Annotated in this window: 15 protein-coding genes and 1 tRNA gene; 3 read left to right on the top strand and 13 right to left on the bottom strand. The window is 68.5% G+C overall.

Features of this window, described 5'->3' with window-relative positions:
* Positions 1 to 123: 123 nt before the first annotated feature.
* From ispF to J2Z79_RS08830, 4 genes are all read right to left on the bottom strand, one after another.
* Positions 124 to 597 carry a 2-C-methyl-D-erythritol 2,4-cyclodiphosphate synthase gene (gene ispF / locus J2Z79_RS08845; RefSeq protein WP_209466536.1) on the bottom strand — a complete coding sequence of 158 codons (474 nt, stop codon included), beginning with the start codon at positions 595 to 597 and terminating at the stop codon, positions 124 to 126.
* A 2-nt stretch (positions 598 to 599) separates the two neighbouring features.
* On the bottom strand, positions 600 to 1,301 hold the full coding sequence (gene ispD / locus J2Z79_RS08840) for a 2-C-methyl-D-erythritol 4-phosphate cytidylyltransferase (protein WP_209466504.1): 702 nt from the start codon (positions 1,299 to 1,301) through the stop codon (positions 600 to 602).
* Positions 1,298 to 2,404: a PIN/TRAM domain-containing protein gene (locus J2Z79_RS08835; RefSeq protein ID WP_209466503.1), complete on the bottom strand. Its 1,107-nt coding sequence runs from the start codon at positions 2,402 to 2,404 to the stop codon at positions 1,298 to 1,300. The genes ispD and J2Z79_RS08835 overlap by 4 nt, the downstream gene beginning before the upstream one ends.
* Positions 2,405 to 2,540: 136 nt before the next feature.
* A complete protein-coding gene (locus J2Z79_RS08830; RefSeq protein WP_209466502.1) occupies positions 2,541 to 3,020 on the bottom strand; it encodes a CarD family transcriptional regulator in 480 nt (159 codons plus the stop codon).
* Between the two features lie 215 nt (positions 3,021 to 3,235).
* Between J2Z79_RS08830 and J2Z79_RS08825 the strand changes: the two genes are divergently transcribed.
* Positions 3,236 to 3,311 (top strand) — tRNA-Ala (locus tag J2Z79_RS08825).
* A 191-nt stretch (positions 3,312 to 3,502) separates the two neighbouring features.
* Positions 3,503 to 3,901: a nucleoside triphosphate pyrophosphohydrolase family protein gene (locus J2Z79_RS08820; RefSeq protein ID WP_209466501.1), complete on the top strand. Its 399-nt coding sequence runs from the start codon at positions 3,503 to 3,505 to the stop codon at positions 3,899 to 3,901.
* A gap of 73 nt (positions 3,902 to 3,974) precedes the next feature.
* On the opposite strand, the gene disA is transcribed toward J2Z79_RS08820, so the two are convergent.
* The 6 genes from disA to yedE all read right to left on the bottom strand — a co-directional run bounded on the left by disA (position 3,975) and on the right by yedE (position 10,557).
* Positions 3,975 to 5,039: a DNA integrity scanning diadenylate cyclase DisA gene (gene disA, locus J2Z79_RS08815; protein WP_209466535.1), complete on the bottom strand. Its 1,065-nt coding sequence runs from the start codon at positions 5,037 to 5,039 to the stop codon at positions 3,975 to 3,977.
* A 51-nt stretch (positions 5,040 to 5,090) separates the two neighbouring features.
* The gene (radA, locus tag J2Z79_RS08810) at positions 5,091 to 6,461 is read right to left on the bottom strand and encodes a DNA repair protein RadA (protein WP_209466500.1); all 1,371 of its coding nucleotides are present in this window, start codon (positions 6,459 to 6,461) and stop codon (positions 5,091 to 5,093) included.
* Between the two features lie 139 nt (positions 6,462 to 6,600).
* Positions 6,601 to 7,659 carry a bifunctional 3-deoxy-7-phosphoheptulonate synthase/chorismate mutase gene (locus tag J2Z79_RS08805; RefSeq protein ID WP_245302479.1) on the bottom strand — a complete coding sequence of 353 codons (1,059 nt, stop codon included), beginning with the start codon at positions 7,657 to 7,659 and terminating at the stop codon, positions 6,601 to 6,603.
* A gap of 375 nt (positions 7,660 to 8,034) precedes the next feature.
* Positions 8,035 to 8,247, bottom strand: a complete 213-nt coding sequence (locus J2Z79_RS08800) for a putative Se/S carrier protein (protein WP_209466498.1) — start codon at positions 8,245 to 8,247, stop codon at positions 8,035 to 8,037.
* Positions 8,248 to 8,263: 16 nt separating this feature from the next.
* Complete coding sequence (locus J2Z79_RS08795) at positions 8,264 to 9,433, bottom strand: aminotransferase class V-fold PLP-dependent enzyme (protein ID WP_209466497.1); 1,170 nt, start codon at positions 9,431 to 9,433, stop codon at positions 8,264 to 8,266.
* Positions 9,430 to 10,557 (bottom strand): YedE family putative selenium transporter, encoded by a 1,128-nt coding sequence (yedE, locus tag J2Z79_RS08790; RefSeq protein ID WP_342589452.1) that lies wholly within the window; start codon positions 10,555 to 10,557, stop codon positions 9,430 to 9,432. The genes J2Z79_RS08795 and yedE overlap by 4 nt, the downstream gene beginning before the upstream one ends.
* 212 nt (positions 10,558 to 10,769) lie before the next feature.
* Between yedE and J2Z79_RS08785 the strand changes: the two genes are divergently transcribed.
* A complete protein-coding gene (locus J2Z79_RS08785) occupies positions 10,770 to 12,056 on the top strand; it encodes a choice-of-anchor Q domain-containing protein (RefSeq protein ID WP_209466495.1) in 1,287 nt (428 codons plus the stop codon).
* A gap of 47 nt (positions 12,057 to 12,103) precedes the next feature.
* On the opposite strand, the gene J2Z79_RS08780 is transcribed toward J2Z79_RS08785, so the two are convergent.
* The 3 genes from J2Z79_RS08780 to J2Z79_RS08770 form a co-directional block, all read right to left on the bottom strand.
* Positions 12,104 to 14,605 (bottom strand): ATP-dependent Clp protease ATP-binding subunit, encoded by a 2,502-nt coding sequence (locus tag J2Z79_RS08780; protein ID WP_209466494.1) that lies wholly within the window; start codon positions 14,603 to 14,605, stop codon positions 12,104 to 12,106.
* A gap of 158 nt (positions 14,606 to 14,763) precedes the next feature.
* Entirely contained in the window at positions 14,764 to 15,825 is a 1,062-nt protein-coding gene (locus J2Z79_RS08775; RefSeq protein WP_209466493.1) for a protein arginine kinase, read from the bottom strand.
* Complete coding sequence (locus J2Z79_RS08770; RefSeq protein ID WP_209466492.1) at positions 15,812 to 16,354, bottom strand: UvrB/UvrC motif-containing protein; 543 nt, start codon at positions 16,352 to 16,354, stop codon at positions 15,812 to 15,814. Before J2Z79_RS08770 ends, J2Z79_RS08775 begins: the two co-directional genes overlap by 14 nt.
* Positions 16,355 to 16,362 lie beyond the last annotated feature (8 nt).

Here is a 16,362-nt window from a genome sequence, read left to right as displayed (position 1 = left end):
CTTGCAGCCGTGGCGGTGGCTCTCTGTGCGGGTTCCTGCAGGTACTTCTCCCGTTCGCTGCCTTTGCATTTCCTATGATTTTACGGGGGATGCCACCAGATGTCAAGTTGCCCGGGCCGGCGGTCAGGCCTCCGCGATCAGCGCCACGGCGTAGGCCGCCATGCCCTCCTCCCGCCCCACGAAGCCCATGCCCTCGTTGGTGGTGGCCTTGATGCCCACCCGGCGGGGGGCGACGCCCAGGACCCCGCTGATGCGCTCCCGCATCTGCCCCACGTGGGGTCCGATCTTCGGCCGCTCGGCCAGCAGGGTGATGTCGCAGTTGACCGGCCGGTACCCCTCCGCCTCGAGGAGGGCCACCACCCGCCGCAGGAGGTCCAGGGAGTCCGCCCCCTTGTAGGCGGGGTCGGACGGGGGAAACTGCTGCCCGATGTCGCCGAGGCCGGCTGCCCCCAGTAGGGCGTCCATCAGGGCGTGCAGGATCACATCGGCGTCCGAATGGCCGTCCAGCCCCAGTGCGTGGGGAATCCGGACGCCGCCCAGCACCAGCGGCCGCCCGGGCACCAGGCGGTGCACGTCGTAGCCGAACCCGACCAGCATCGTCATGCACCTCCCTCCAGCGCGGCCTCCGCGGCGCGGAAGTCCGCGGGGGTGGTCAGCTTGATGTTGCCCGGCTCCCCGCGGAAGACCCGCACGGGGACGCCGGTCCGCTCCACCAGCGAGGCGTCGTCGGTGCCGCTGAAGCCGTCGGCCATGGCCTGGCGGAAGGCCCGCACCAGCACGTCGGCCCAGAAGACCTGGGGCGTCTGCGCGGCCCACAGCGCGCGCCGGTCGGGCGTGGCGACGACGCGGCCTTCGTCGTCCACCTGCTTGATCGTATCCTGCACCGGCACGGCCACCACCAGCGCCGGGTGGAGGGCCGCCGCGCACAGCACGCCCTCCAGCACCTCCGGGGTCAGCAGAGGGCGGGCGGCGTCGTGCACCGCCACGATGCGGGGCCGGGAGTGGACGGCCTGCAGGGCCGCCCACACCGACTCCTGCCGGGTCTGGCCCCCGGGCACGATGCGGGCCACTTTCGGCAGGTGGCCCACGAGCTGCCGGGTCGTCTCGAGGTTACCCGCGGCGATGACGATCTCGTCCACCAGCGGGCACCTGCTGAAGAGCCCCACAGTCCGCACCAGCACCGGCTCGCCGCGGAGAGGGAGGAACTGCTTGGCAGTTCCTCCCCCCATGCGCGTGCCCGTGCCGGCGGCGGGGATGATCACGCTGACGGGAACCTGCACGCCACCGACATCGATGCTCACGGTGCCACCCTCTCCAGAGAAGAAAGCTTCGGCTTGGCAAAGATCATACGGCCGGCGGCCGTCTGGATGACGGAGGTCACCAGCACCTCGATCGTCTCGCCGATGTAGCGCTTGCCGCCGTCCACGACGATCATCGTGCCGTCGTCCAGGTAGCCCACCCCCTGGCCGGGCTCCTTGCCGTCCTTGACGACCGAGACGGTCATGTCCTCGCCGGGCAGGACGATCGGCTTGAGCGCGTTGGCCAGCTCGTTGATGTTGAGCACCTGCACGCCCTGCAGCTCGGCGACCTTGTTCAGGTTGAAGTCGTTGGTGACCACCACGCCGCCCAGCATCTTGGCCAGCTTCAGCAGCTTGATGTCGACCTCCGGCGCGTCGATCTCGCCCTCGTAGATGCGCACGTCGGCGCCGGTCTGCTTCTGGATCTGGTTGAGGATGTCCAGCCCGCGGCGGCCGCGGTTCCGCTTCAGCACGTCCGAGGAGTCGGCGATGTGGCGCAGTTCCTCCAGCACCACGGAGGGCACGACCAGCGGCCCCTCGAGGAAGCCGGCCTGGACGATGTCCGCGATGCGCCCGTCGATGATCACCGACGTGTCGAGGATCTTGGGCCTGCTGATGCCCTTGTACTCCTGAGGCTTGGACGCCGGCGCGGCAGCCGCCTGCTCCTTCTTGGCCGAGCGGCTGAAGATGGACGCGAACGCCTCGCTGACCTCCTCCCGCTTCCGGGTAGTGACCGTCATGCCCAGGTAACCGAACATCAGCGCCGTCAGAATGGAGATCACACCGCCGAAGAGGGGAATCTTGCCGATAAAGATACCGAGCAGGGCCGCAATGAGAAGCCCGCAGATAAGTCCGACCGAACCGAGGATGATATCGATGAATGAAGTTCCCGCCAACCGACCCTCGAGCCAGGTCACGAATGGATGCAGCACGAATCCGAGAAGGCCGCCCACGAGCGTGCCCACGACGAAGTAGAGCAGCGTGAACGCCCAGTGTTCCGGAACCGAAAGCAGAAGGGCGACGCTCTCCTTCCACAGGAACGTGAAACTGAAACCGCTGAGCGCTCCCACGGTCGTGAGCGCAATCCGCAGATTCCTCCTCAACATCCATTCACCTCCCTTTCTCCGATTGGGGGGCAGCTTGGACTGCTTCACCCCTCCGATTATGTGACGCTTTGGAGCGGTGCCAGGTTCTCTCGTTGCCAAAATGTGCACAAAGGCGGCGCCGGATTTCGGCGCCACCTCACTGGGCGAGGACGTGGTCGAGAAAGGAGCTGGCCTGCTCCAGCTTCAGGTCTCGCATCAGCACGATCTCGGACAGCAGGATTTGCCGCGCGTTCTCCAGCATTTTCCGCTCCGCGGTCGACAGCCCCTTCTCCCGGTCGCGGTGTGAGAGCGAGCGCACCACCTCGGCCAACGCGAAGATGTCGCCGCTGCGGATCTTTTCCATGTTCATTCGGTAGCGGTGGTTCCAGCTCTTCTCCGGCTGCTTCTTGGGGGAACGCAGCACCTCGATCACCCGCTGGAACGCCTGCTCCGACATCACCTGGCGGAGCCCGACGCTCTGCGTGGCGTCGCAGGGAACCAGGACCTGCATGTCGGAGACCGGCAGGCGGAGCACGTAGTACCGTTTTCGCTCGCCCAGCACCTCCCGGTCCTCGATGGCCTCGATGATCCCGGCGCCGTGCATGGGGTAGACCACCTTGTCACCTACCTGAAACACCGCCCTCACCCCCACCTTTTCGGACCGAACGCTCCGCACTTCGCCTGGATACAGGGCCGTCTGCCTCTCAGGGTACCAGACTCTAGCACCATTGTCAAGAAAAGTTTATATATTGTTTGTATTATTCGCGCGTGTGCTGTTCTGCGTGCCTGTCCGGTTCCCGCGGGGAAACGCTTGACGCAGGCGGGTCCGGCGTCTTACAATGCAGTCGGATCGGGGCTATAGCTCAGCTGGGAGAGCGCGTGAATCGCACTCACGAGGTCGGGGGTTCGAATCCCCTTAGCTCCACCAGACGCAGGGCGGAGCCGCAGGGCTCCGCCCTCAACCTTTGGGATCCGGCTGCGAAAAATGGCGCGGTTTCCCTGAACCCGCTGTTTGTCCCGGTTCTCCCCCTCTGCTACAATAGGAGCAGACCGGGTACTTCCCGCCGGTGCCGGCCCGGCGCACCCCTGACCCGCGACGGGACTGAGAGGTGAATGTCTGTGAAGGACCTGCTGTGCGACCAGTTTCAGGAGACGGTAAACGAGTATCTCATCAGGCACCGCAGCGTGCTGGACATCATGGCAAAACTCCAGGAGTCGACCGCCCGCGTCAACCGGGCAGTCACGAAGTCGGTGACCTCCTGCGGCTGTGTGGAGGTTCACGCGGCCCGGCAGCAGTACCCCGCGGACGCCACGCTGGAGCAGCTGCGCGACCACGCGGCTGACCACGTGAACGGCAAGCTCTGCGACCACTGCCGCGAGGTGGTGGAGGCCGAACTGGGCAACAACCTGTTTTACCTCGCCGCGCTCTGTAACACTTTCGACCTAAACCTTTACGACGTGATCCTCAAGGAGCACAAGAAGCTTGCGGCCCTTGGGGTGTACAACTTCGCCGATTGACGACTGAATGAAAAAGGAGCCCGAGCCGCTGAGCTCGGGCTTTTTGCTGCATTGGCGCGGCCGCCGTGCCACCTCAGGGCGGGGGCGGGTTCTGCGCCGGCCGCCCTCTGAGCGGCGCGCTGCGCTCCCGGAGGCGGTGCAGCCCCTCGCGGATCGCCCGCGCCCGCGCCTCGCCGATGCCGTCCACCTCGTCCAGCTCCTCCAGCGAGGCCTTCAGCACCCCCTGCAGCCGGTCGAACTGACAGACCAGGTTCTCGATCACCCCGGCCGGCAGGCGCGGGATCCGCCGCAGCATGCGGTATCCCCGGGGGGCGATGGGGCTGTCCAGCGACCCGGGGAGCGTGCCCGCGCCGAGGAGGCGGGCGATCGCCGTCAGGTCCTGCAGCATGTCGTAGGGCCAGGAGGCCAGCTGGGCGCGCAGCGCCTCCGCGTAGCCGGGGTCGCTGATGGCGGCGTAGTCGCGGATGATCAGCAGCTCTTCGGCGGCTACGCCCGCCGTCAGCTCCTCGAGCTGCATCGCCACCAGCCGGCCCTCGACGCCCAGTTCGGCGATGTAGCGCTCGATCTCAGCGCCGACGCGCAGGACCATCTCCGTGCGCTGGATCACCGTGGCGACGTCCTGGACGCTGACCATGTCGTCCAGCTCCAGCGCCGAGAGGCGCTCGACGGCCTCGTCCCGCACCAGTTTGTACTTCTCCAGGGTCTGCAGGGCCTGGTTCGTCTTGGCCAGGATGACCGGGAAGTCGCGCAGGATGTGCTTCACCGGCCCCTGGTAGAGCGTGATCAGGCTGCGCCGCTGGGAGATGGAGATGACCAGCTCGCCCGTCTGCTTTGCCACCCGCTCGGCCGTGCGGTGGCGCGTACCGGTCTCGCTGGTCGGAATCGACGCGTCGGGGACCAGCATCGCGTTGGCGCAGAGGATGCGCCTGGCGTCACGGGTCAGGATGATGGCCCCGTCCATCTTCGCCAGCTCGTACAGGCTGGCGGGGGTGAACTCGCAGTCAAGCCGGAAGCCGCCGTCCACCAGCGCCATGACCTCAGGCGAGTCGCCGACGACGATCAGCGCGCCGGTGCGGGCGTGCAGGATGGACTCCAACCCCTCCCGCAGCGGGGTGCCCGGTGCGACCTGGCGCACCATCCGCCATATGCCGCCCTGCTCCTCCACCCGATCACCCCCGTCGCCCACGAATCAGCGGTTCAGGGCCGCTTCCAGCCCTTCCATTACTGTCTCCACCCCGATCAGCTCCAACTCGCTCTTCACGCTAAGGCTACGAAGGTTGGCCCGCGGCAAGACCATGCGCGCAAAACCCATCTTCTCCGCCTCGCGGATGCGCTGCTCGATCCGGGAGACGGCCCGCACCTCGCCGGCCAGGCCGACCTCGCCGGCGACCACGGTCCGCGGATCCGGGGCCTGGTCCCGGAAGCTGGAGGCCAGGGCGACCGCCAGCCCCAGGTCGATGGCAGGCTCGGCCAGCCGGACGCCCCCGGTCACCTTCACGTAGGCGTCGTGGTTGCCCAGCAGCAGGCCCACCCGCTTCTCCAGCACGGCGATGATGAGCTGTACCCGGTTCAGGTCGATGCCGTCAGCCGTGCGGCGGGGCGAGACGAAGGTGGATGCGCTCACCAGGGCCTGAACCTCCACCAGCAGCGGGCGGGTGCCCTCCAGGGAGGGAACGACGACCGAGCCGGCCGCGTCCAGGGGCCGCTCCGAGAGGAAGAGCTGCGAGGCGTTGTCCACCTCCACCAGCCCGGCGTCGCGCATCTCGAAGAGGCCGATCTCGTTGGTCGAGCCGAACCGGTTCTTGACCGCCCGCAGGATGCGGAAGCTGGCGTGGCGTTCGCCCTCGAAGTAGAGCACCGTGTCCACGATGTGCTCCAGCACCCGCGGGCCGGCGAGGGAGCCCTCCTTGGTGACGTGCCCGACGATGAAGACGGCGGTGTTCTGCCCCTTGGCCACCCGCAGCAGCTGGGCGGCGCACTCCCGCACCTGGCTGACCGAGCCCGGGGCGGAGGCGAGGTCGGGCTTGAAGACGGTCTGTATCGAATCGACGATCAGCAGCGCGGGGCTGACCGCCTTCGCGTGCTGCTCAATGGCGTCGAGGTCGGTCTCGGCGAGGACCAGCAGGCGCTCGTGGATGGTGCCCAGCCGATCCGCCCGCATGCGGATCTGCCGGGCAGACTCCTCCCCCGACACGTAGAGCACGGTGCCGTGCTCCCGGGCCACCCGGGCGGCCAGCTGCAGCAGGAGCGTCGACTTGCCGATGCCGGGGTCCCCGCCCACCAGGACGAACGATCCCGGCACGATGCCGCCGCCCAGCACCCGGTCCAGCTCGGCCGAGCCTGTGGGCATGCGCCGGGCGTCCTCCGCGGCCACATCGCCGATGGCCACCGGCCGGCCGCCCGTGCTGAGGCCGGGCGAGAGCGAGCCGCGGCCGCCGGCCCGGGCGGACGGCTCCTCCACCATGCTGTTCCAGGCGCCGCATCCGGGGCACCTGCCCATCCACCGCGGCGACTCGTGGCCGCACTCCTGACAGAAAAAGAGGCTCCTGGCCTTCGCCATGCCTGTGCGGAACCCCCTTCGACGTTTGCTGAGCTACGTCTTTGTTTCGGAGCCGGCGCGCCGCCCTCCTGCCCGGCGGGCACACCAGAGAGCACCCCGGCACGGGCCGGGGTGCTCCTTCCGACAGAACTCCTCTGCGCTACAGACCCTCTTGAAGCCGCCGGGAGCACGCGAGGATGGCCTCCCAGACGGCCCGGACGTCCTCTCCGCGCATGGCCGGGCCGGCCCGCTGGATCAGCCGCTCCAGCAGGGCGTGCTCCCTGTCTTCCTGCAGCACGGGCAGCCCTGCCGCCGCCTTGATCTGCCCCACCCGCCGCACGGTCTCCATCCGGCGCAACAGGAGGGTGAGAATGCGCTCGTCCAGCCGGTCGATCTCCTCCCGGCACTCGGCGAGGCTCTGCAGGTCGTCGGCAGGCAGCAGCCCCAGCTCGCCCATCAGGCCGCGGAAGGCGGCGAAGTCCAGCTGCTGCTGCGCGTCGGAGAGGGCGCGGTCCGGGTCGGGGTGCACCTCGATCATCAGGCCGTCGAGACCGGCGGCCAGGGCCGCCCGGGCGAGGGCGGGAATCAGGTCCCGTCGGCCTGCGGCGTGGCTGGGGTCGACGATGACCGGCAGGCCTGAACGCTGCCTGGCCACGATGGCCGTGCTCAGGTCGAGGGTGTTGCGCGTGCAGGTCTCGAAGGTGCGGATGCCCCGCTCGCACAGGATCACCTGGTCGTTGCCCGAGTCGGTGATGTACTCGGCCGCGGAAAGCCACTCCTCCAGCGTGGCGCTCAGCCCCCGCTTCAGCAGCACGGGCTTGCCTGCGCGGCCCACCTGCTTCAGCAGGGCGAAGTTCTGCATGTTGCGGGAACCCACCTGCAGCACGTCGGCATACTCCGCCACCAGGTCGATCTGGGCGGTGTCCATCACCTCGGTCACGACGGGCAGCCCCGTCTCCTGCCGGGCCAGGGCCAGGAGCCGGAGCCCCTCCTCCCCCAGCCCCTGGAACGACCGGGGTGAGGTGCGCGGCTTGAACGCCCCGCCCCGCAATGCCGTCGCCCCCGCGGCCTTCACGGCCCGCGCGGCGGCCAGAATCTGCTCCTCGTCCTCCACGCTGCACGGCCCCGCGATGATCATCGGACGGCCTGAGCCCAGCCCAAGGCCCGCAAACCGGCCAGCCACCTTGCGCATCGTCACAGCAGTCAGACCTTCGGCCATGCTCATCCGCCTCCTTCGTGAAAATCAACAGGCTCCCGCCCCGGCAAGGGACGAGAGCCTGACTCCCGTGGTACCACCCTTCTGAGCCGCCCTGCGGCGACCCACTCGACAGCATGCGCGGAGGAGGAGATCTCCTCGACGCCGCTCCCCGTTAACGGAGGGAACCCGGCCCGGCCTACTGGAGCCGCTCTGCGCGGCCGTTCAGCTGGCAGCTCCCGGGCGAACTTCGGCGGCGGCCTCCATAGCGGCGCTTCCAGTCAGCGACGCCGCCTCCCTGCATGGGGTCCGGTCCGCGTACTTTGCCCGTTCATCACTTTTCGATATTGAAGCTCATTCTAGCCAGTCCCCGCCGAATCGTCAAGGGGGATTTGCATGCTATCCATCAAGTTCGTGTACCCCGGCCGTCTCCACCCGGCCATCCTCCAGCAGGCGTTCCACGCGCTCCCGCTCCGCCCAGTCGAAGCGCAGCGCGAAGCCGCAGTCGCTGGAGAACTGCCGCGGCGTGGGGACGAGCCTGACAGCGATGCCCTGCGCCTTCAGCGCCTTCTCCGCCTTGAGCGCCATCGACGTCGTGTGAAAGAGCACCACGCCATGTGCCAGGGCCTCACACCCCCCTTGCGATCGCCCGCACGGCCTGGATGGTCCGGTCGATCTGATCGACGGTGGTGAAGGGTCCGGGCGACAGCCGCACCGTACCCGTGGGGAAGGTGCCGATGGTCCGGTGCGCCGACGGGGCGCAGTGGAGCCCGACGCGGGTGAGGATGCCGTACTCGTCGTCCAGCCGGCAGCCCACCTCGGACACGGTCAGGCCGTCGATGGTGAACGAGACCACGGCCACCCGCTCCGTGCGGTCCGCTGAGCCGTACAGGCGCACGCCCGGGATCTCCGACAGCCCCTCCCAGAGGCGCTGCGCCAGTTCGCCCTCCCGCTGCCCCACGGCCGCGGGGCCGCCCATGGCCGCCAGCGCTTCCAGGCCTGCCCCGAGTCCGGCGATGCCCGCGAAGTTGACGGTGCCCGCCTCGAAGCGGTCCGGCAGGTCGGGCGGCTGCCGCTCCTGTGCCGAGCGGGAGCCGGTGCCGCCCCGCAGCAGCGGGACCATCTCCGCGGCGTTCACGCGCTCGCCCAGGATGAGCCCGCCCGTGCCTGAGGGCCCCAGCAGTCCCTTGTGCCCCGTGAAGGCCAGCAGGTCGACGCCCAGCGCCTCCATGTCGATGGGGACGGTGCCGGCGGTCTGCGCCGCGTCCAGCAGCACCAGTGCGCCCGCCCGCCGGGCCACCGCCGCGGCCTCGGCCACGGGGCAGAGCGTGCCCGTGACGTTGCTGGCGTGGTTGAGCACCACCATCCGGGTCGGGGCCGCCTCCACGGCCCGGGCGAAGGCGTCCAGGTCCAGCCGGCCCGCGGCGTCGCAGGGGGCGACGACCACCGTGACGCCGTGCGCCTCCAGGTCGCGCAGCGGCCGCATCACCGCGTTGTGCTCCATGCCGGTGCAGACCACGCGGTCGCCGGGGGCCAGGAGGCCCCCGAGCGCCATGTTGACCGCCATCGTGCCGTTGTGGGTGAAGATCACGCGTACCGGATCTGGCGCGCCGAAGAGCTCCGCCACCGCCTCCCGCACGGCATAGACCCGCCGGCCAGCAGCCAGAGAGAGCCGGTGCCCCGACCGGCCCGGGTTGCCTGCCTCGCGCTCCAGGCACTCGACGATCGCCTGCGCGACCCCCGGCGGCTTGGGCCAGGAGGTCGCGGCGTTGTCCAGGTAGGTCACGTCGCCGCTCATGCCGCCGACCTGGACTTCTCCTCGCCTTCGGCCACGTCGCGCAGGGTGAGGCCCAGGATCACCACCACCACGAGCCCGATGATCACCGCGGCCGGCCCGTACGGAGAGGGACCCGCGGCGGAGCTGGCCAGGTTGAAGTTGTGCGCCATGGCCGCGCCGGTCAGCAGGCCGAAGAAGAAGACCGCCGCGTCGGTGTCGCCCTCGCCGGCCAGGAAGAGCTGCCGGCCGGGGCAGCCGCCACCCAGTGTGAAGGCCAGGCCTGAGAGCAGCATGCCCATGAAGTTCCAGAGCCCGTCGGTGTGTGCGATGGGCTGGCCGGCAAAACCCGGCTTGAACTGCCCCAGGACCAGGTTCGTGACGAACGCGGCGGCGGCGAGGGCGACCACGCCCATGAAGAGCTTGGTGTCACGCAGCATGAAGAGGTTGCGGAAGGCGCCCACCGAGCAGAACCGGCTGCGCTGCGCCAGGAAGCCGATCGCGAGAGCCGCCAGGAGCGAGATCCACCAGGCCGCGTGCTGGGCGCCCGGCCCGCTGGTGCTGAAGAAGACCGGGCCAACCGGGTTTCCGTCCGCGTCGCGGCCGAAGAGCGGCGCCGCCAGCAGGAGGGCCAGCAGGCCCACCATCACGGCAGGCATGATCCAGCCCATCACCGGCGCCATCGGCCGGCTCCTGCCCAGGCTGTAGCCCCTGCGGAGGAAGAAGGTGGCCGCCCAGATGCCCGCCGCGAACCCGATCAGCCCCACGATGGCGTTCCAGTCGCCGCCGCCGAGGCGCAGGAAGGCCCGCCACGGACAGCCCAGGAAGACCAGCGCGCCGATCGCCGCGATCACGCCCATGATGTAGCGGACCAGGGGCGAGGAGCCGCCGCGGGCACGCCACTCACCCGCGGCCAGGGCCGCGATCGTGGCGCCCAGGACCAGGCCGATGATCTCGGGCCGGATGTACTGCACCGCCGCGGCCCGGTGCAGCCCCAGGCCGCCTGCGATATCTCGCGTGAAGCAGGCCACGCAGACGCCCATGTTCCCGGGGTTGCCCAGCTTGACCAGGATCGGAGCGAGGATGCCGACGACGAGTCCGGTGATGATAATTCCCCAACGTCCTTCGAACAGGCCTTTCAGCGACACGCACCGAACCTCCCTCGATAAGGGTGATGGTTCGTATATTTGACGTATCGGAAAGGATACCTTTACAAACAAAGACAGTTCATATGTGAGTGACACTTGGCCAGGCGGGGGACGTAGCGCTCCCGCCATCGACACGCTCCCGGAGACGCCTTTGACCAAATCCGACATAGCTTAAGGATGAGCGCGGATTATGTCACCCTGGGGGTGAGATGATGGCCACGATCCTGGTTACCAACACCCTCGACGCGGGACCGGGTTCGCTCCGGGACGCGCTCCTGGAAGCCAACGCCAACGGCGAACCCGACCTGATTCAGATCGTGGCCACTGGCACCATCACCCTGGTTACGGCCCTGCCCACGATCACCGAGGATCTGATCATCACCGGACCAGGCCAGGACCTGCTGGCGGTGGACGGCAACGACGCCGTGCGGATCTTCGCCATCGACCCAGGGGTCACCGTCCCCGTCCAGGACCTGACCGTGACCAGGGGCTCGGGCACGAACATGGGCGCGGGCTTCTATAACCAGGGAAGCCTGACCCTGGTCCGCACGACGGTTTCCCTGAACAGGGCGTCCAGCGGGGCAGGCGTCTTGTCAGACATCAACTCGACCCTCTCCGTCCTGGACTCCGCTTTCGTGGGAAACAGCGCAGCAGACGACGGAGGCGCAATCTTCGCCAGCCGCAGCACGGTGACGGTGAACAGGTCCCGCTTCACCGGCAACAGCGCGGCCGACAGCGGCGGAGCGCTGGCCTCGCTCTTGGGAACGTATGCAATCTTCGCCTCCAGCTTTTCCGACAACACGGCAGAGTTCGGAGGAGCGATTGTCGCAGCGTCGTCCAACGCGGTGGCGATCCGGGACAGCGCGTTCTTCCGCAACCGCGCCGATGCCGCGGGCGGTGCCATGTTCGTCTCAGGCTCCTTGCTCCCCGTGGTCAACAGCACCCTGGCGCAGAACACAGCGGGCATCACCGGCGCAGCGGTCCAATCCTCCGGTGCAGTGACGACACTCAGCTTCGTCACCGTGGCCGACAACGTGGTGGGCCCCGGCGGGGCCGCGCTGGCCACGGAAGCGGGTGGCAACATCCTGGTCAGGAACTCGATCATCGCCAGCACCATCGGCGGGCCCAACTGTGCAGGCAACATCGTCGACCTCGGCGGCAACCTCTCCACCGACAACAACTGTTCCACTTTCACGGTCGTTACCCGCGATCAGCTCAACCTGGGTCCCCTGCAGCTCAACCTGCCGGGCATCACCGAGACCATGGCCCTCCTCCCGGGGAGCGTCGCCATCGACGCGGCCTTCGGCTGCGTCGACGCGGCGGGCAATCCGGTCCTGACGGACCAGCGGGGAGTGCCCCGCCCCTTCGGCGCGAACTGCGACGTGGGGGCGTACGAGTTCCGGTCGGGCCGCAGGCGCTTCGTGCCGGGCCGGCCGCCGCTCTTCGAAAGCCGGGGCGCCTGCCAGAACCAGCGGATCCGCCGGCCGAGGGCCCAATGAGGAGAGCCGGGGGAGAACGCCTCCCCCGGCTGCCACTGCCGGCGCGGTTACCCTTCGCTCGTCCCCGGTCCGGCTGCGCCCACCGACGCGGCCGACGGCTCCGTGCGCTTGAAGAAGACCTTGCCGTCGGCGTCCAGGTCCACCTCGACCTGCTCGCCGTACTTGAACGGCTTCCGGAGCATCTCCTCGGAGAGCGGGTCCTCCACCAGCCGCTGGATCGCCCGGCGCAGCGGACGGGCGCCGTAGTTCTGGTCGTAGCCCTCCGCCACCAGCTTCTCCAGGGCGGCGTCGGAGACGGTCATGTCGACCCCCTGCTCCTTCAGCCGCTGGGCCACCTTCTTCACCTCGAGGTGGACGATCTGCTTCAGATGCTCCTTGTTCAGGTTGTGGAAGATGATGATCTCGTCCAGCCGGTTGATGAACTCGGGCCGGAAGAGCCGCTTGACCTCCTCCATCACGCGGCCCTTCATCCGCTCGTGCTGGCCCTTCTCGTCCTCCTGGACGGTGAAGCCCAGCTGCTTGTCGCCGCGGATGACCTGCGCGCCCGCGTTGGAGGTCATGATGATCACGGTGTTCCGGAAGTCGACGGTGCGGCCCTTGGCCTCGGTCAGCCGGCCGTCCTCAAGTACCTGGAGCAGGATGTTGAAGACCTCGGGGTGCGCCTTCTCGATCTCGTCGAGCAGCACCACGGAGTAGGGCCGCCGGCGCACGGCCTCGGTCAGCTGGCCGCCCTCGTCGTACCCCACGTACCCGGGAGGCGCGCCCACCAGGCGGGAGGTGGTGTGCCGCTCCATATACTCCGACATGTCGATGCGGATCATGGCATCCTCGTCGCCGAAGAGCGCCTCCGCCAGGGCCCGGGCCAGGTGCGTCTTGCCCGTGCCGGTGGGCCCGAGGAAGATGAAGGAGCCGATCGGCCGCTTGGGGTCCTTGAGGCCGGAGCGGGCCCGGCGGATCGCCCGGGCAACGGCCTCCACCGCCTCGTCCTGGCCGACCACCTTTTCGTGCAGGATCTTCTCGAGGTTGAGCAGCCGCTGCGACTCGTCCATCGTGAGCTTGGAGGCCGGAATGCCGGTCCACTGGGAGACGATGTGGGCGATGTCCTCCTCCGTCACGATGGACTTCGAGGTGACCTTCTTCTGCTGCCACTCGTTCTTCTGCCGCTCCAGCTCTTCCTTCAGCTTGGTCTCCTTGTCGCGCAGGCGGGCGGCCTTCTCGAACTCCTGCCCCTGGACGGCGGCCTCCTTCTCCTTGCGCACCTCCTCCAGCTTCTCCTCCAGCTCCTTCAGGTCGGGTGGGGCCACGAAGGTGGAGAGGCGCACGCGGGAGGCGGCCTCATCGACCAGGTCGACGGCCTTGTCGGGCAGGAAGCGGTCGGTGACGTACCGGTCGGAGAGCCGCACGGCGGCCTCGATGGCCGCGTCGGTGATCTCCACCCGGTGGTGGGCCTCGTACCGGTCGCGCAGCCCCTTGAGGATCTGGATCGCGTCCTCCTGCGACGGCTCATCCACCATGACCGGCTGGAACCGGCGCTCCAGGGCTGCGTCCTTCTCCACGTGCTTGCGGTACTCGTCGATGGTGGTGGCGCCGATGGCCTGCAGCTCGCCGCGGGCCAGGGCCGGCTTCAGGATGTTGGAGGCGTCGATGGCGCCCTCGGCCGCGCCGGCGCCGATGATGGTGTGCAGCTCGTCGATGAAGAGGATGATGTTGCCCGCGTTGCGGATCTCCTCCATCACCTTCTTCAGCCGTTCCTCGAACTCGCCCCGGTACTTGGAGCCGGCGACGAGCGAGGCGAGGTCGAGCGCGACCACCCGCTTATCCTTCAGGATCTCGGGCACCCGCCCGTCGGCGATGCGCTGGGCCAGCCCCTCGGCGATGGCCGTCTTGCCCACGCCGGGCTCGCCGATCAGCACCGGGTTGTTCTTGGTGCGGCGGGAGAGGATCTGGATGACCCGCTCGATCTCCTTCTCCCGGCCGATCACGGGATCCAGCTTGCCGTCGCGCGCCATTTGGTTCAGGTCGCGGCCGAACTGGTCAAGCGTAGACGTGTTGGTCTTCGGCCCCTTGGACTTGGCGGCGCCGGGCGAGGCGGAGCCCGCGGGCGGATGGGGTACGCCGCCGAGCAGGTGGATCACCTGGTTGCGCACCCGCTCGAGGTCGGCGCCCAGGTTCTGCAGCACCTGTGCGGCGACGCCCTCGCCCTCCCGGATCAGCCCGAGGAGGATGTGCTCCGTGCCCACGTAGTTGTGGCCCAGCAGCCGGGCCTCCTCGATCGCCAGCTCCACCATCACCTTCTTGGCCCGGGGGGTGAAGCCGATCTCGCCCCGAGTGGAGGCGGAGCCCTTGCCGATCATCTTCTCGACCTCGGCCCTGACCTGTTCGAGCTGGATGCCCAGCGACTGGAGCGCCTTGGCGGCGATGCCCTCGCCTTCCCGGATCAGCCCGAGCAGCAGGTGCTCAGTGCCCACGTAATCATAATTCAAACGCCGGGCCTCGTCCTGGGCCAGCACGATCACGCGCTGGGCCCGTTCCGTATAGCGGCTGAACATGCGTGACTTACCCCCTATCCTCCTGTCTATTCCGCTACGCCGATCCACAGCAACTCACACTGCAAACCAGGGTCTCCGATCCGCACTTCCGTATGCTGGTTGACGCGGCTGTACATACCAGTTGGGTCCGGTTCTTGTGTTCCTGCGATACGGTACCATCAGGAGGCCAGGTGAGAACGGATGAGCGCCGCCCGCTTCACGTCCCGCTCCAGCGGGTTCAGCTCCCGCCCCTCCGTGCGCTGGAGGAAGGCGGGCTGCATCGCGACCATCAGCTCGTTCAGCTTGCGGTAGTCGATCGGCGGCAGAACCCCGAGCGCGATGCCCAGCCGCACGTCGGAGAGCAGCCGCATCGCCTCCTCCGAGGTGATCACCCGCGCGTTGGAGAGCAGGCCGAACGCCCGGGAGACCCGGTCCTCGATCTGCAGGCGCATCTCGCGGTGGAGGTGACGGCGGGCCTGCTCCTCGGTGTCGATCACGGTCCGGGCGATCGCCTCCAGGTTGGAGATGACCTCCTCCTCGGCCTTGCCCAGCGAGGTCTGGTTGGAGATCTGGAAGATGTGGCCGGCCGCCTCGGTGCCCTCGCCGTAAAGCCCCCGCACCACCAGACCCAGCTGGGAGAGGTTGTGGAAGAGCCGTCCCGCCTGCTGGGTCAGCACCAGCGCCGGCAGGTGCATCATCACCGAGGCCCTGAGGCCCGTGCCCACGTTGGTCGGGCAGGCCGTCAGGTAGCCCAGCCGCTCGTCGAAGGCGTACTGGATGCGCTGCTCCAGCGCGTCGTCCACCTGGGAGGCCACCCGCCACGCCTCCTGGAGCTGCAGCCCCGGGGCGAGCACCTGGATGCGCAGGTGGTCCTCCTCGTTCACCATGATCGAGATGGACTCGTCGGCCGAGATGGCCACCGCCCGGGCCATCGCCTCCCGGGACTGCAGCGGGCTGATCAGGTGCTTGTCGACCAGCACCTGCCGGTCCAGGGGCGTCGTGTCGGCCAGCCGGTACAGCTCCACGCGGGAGGGGAAGCCGATCAGGTTGATCTCCCGCACGCCCTCCTCGGCGGCCGCCAGCAACTTGGCAGCGTCTGCCTCGGACATGCGCTGCGGGAACGGCAGGTTGTCGAGGTTGCGCGCAAGCCGGATGCGCGAGGAGAGCACCACGTCCGCGTGCGGCCCCGTACCCTCCATCCACCGGCTCGAAGCCCGGGTGACCAGCTCATTCCATCCCACGGTCCTCACCCCCTGCAGCGATCTCCGCCTCCAGCGCCCGAATCTGGTCCCGGAGCCGGGCTGCCTCCTCGTACCGCTCGCCCTGCACCGCGCTCTGCAGCTGGGCCCGGAGCGCCGCGAGGTCACGCCGCTTGCGGGCGATGCCGCCGGTGCGCTTCGGCACCTTGCCGCTGTGGGTCGTGGTGCCCTGAATCCGCTTGATCATGGGCAGCAGCTGCTGCTCCATCTCCTGGTAGCACCTGGGGCACCCGAGCACCCCGGCCTGGGCGAACTGGCTGTAGGTCATGCCGCAGTAACGGCAGGTCGGCTCGGCCTTCAGCTGCGCCTTGGGGGCCCCGGTTCCCGGCAGCGTCTGGCCCAGGAAGGAGCTCAGCAGCTGCTGCATCGAGAGGTTCGGGAACGAGAAGTTCGGTATCGCACCGATCTCCCGGGCGCACTCCACACACAGATGCGATTCCTGCTTCACACCATTGGTAACCATGGTCTGGTGAACCGTCGCCTCGCGCTGGCCACACCGTTCGCACAGCATGACCGGCC

The sequence above is a fragment of the Symbiobacterium terraclitae genome, assembly GCF_017874315.1.
Taxonomy (GTDB): domain Bacteria; phylum Bacillota; class Sulfobacillia; order Symbiobacteriales; family Symbiobacteriaceae; genus Symbiobacterium; species Symbiobacterium terraclitae.
Note: the sequence above shows the minus strand (reverse complement) of the source record. Positions and strands in the feature narration are given on the sequence as shown.

Excerpts from the sequence above, each read along its gene's own strand:
- J2Z79_RS08805 (WP_245302479.1), bottom strand. The coding sequence starts at position 7,659 with ATGGCCGAAGGTCTGACTGCTGTGACGATGCGCAAGGTGGCTGGCCGG.
- J2Z79_RS08795 (WP_209466497.1), bottom strand. The coding sequence starts at position 9,433 with ATGAGCGGCGACGTGACCTACCTGGACAACGCCGCGACCTCCTGGCCC.
- ispF (WP_209466536.1), bottom strand. The coding sequence starts at position 597 with ATGCTGGTCGGGTTCGGCTACGACGTGCACCGCCTGGTGCCCGGGCGG.
- J2Z79_RS08835 (WP_209466503.1), bottom strand. The coding sequence starts at position 2,404 with ATGTTGAGGAGGAATCTGCGGATTGCGCTCACGACCGTGGGAGCGCTC.
- J2Z79_RS08770 (WP_209466492.1), bottom strand. The coding sequence starts at position 16,354 with ATGCTGTGCGAACGGTGTGGCCAGCGCGAGGCGACGGTTCACCAGACC.
- J2Z79_RS08780 (WP_209466494.1), bottom strand. The coding sequence starts at position 14,605 with ATGTTCAGCCGCTATACGGAACGGGCCCAGCGCGTGATCGTGCTGGCC.
- disA (WP_209466535.1), bottom strand. The coding sequence starts at position 5,039 with ATGGTGCGCCAGGTCGCACCGGGCACCCCGCTGCGGGAGGGGTTGGAG.
- J2Z79_RS08785 (WP_209466495.1), top strand. The coding sequence starts at position 10,770 with ATGGCCACGATCCTGGTTACCAACACCCTCGACGCGGGACCGGGTTCG.
- radA (WP_209466500.1), bottom strand. The coding sequence starts at position 6,461 with ATGGCGAAGGCCAGGAGCCTCTTTTTCTGTCAGGAGTGCGGCCACGAG.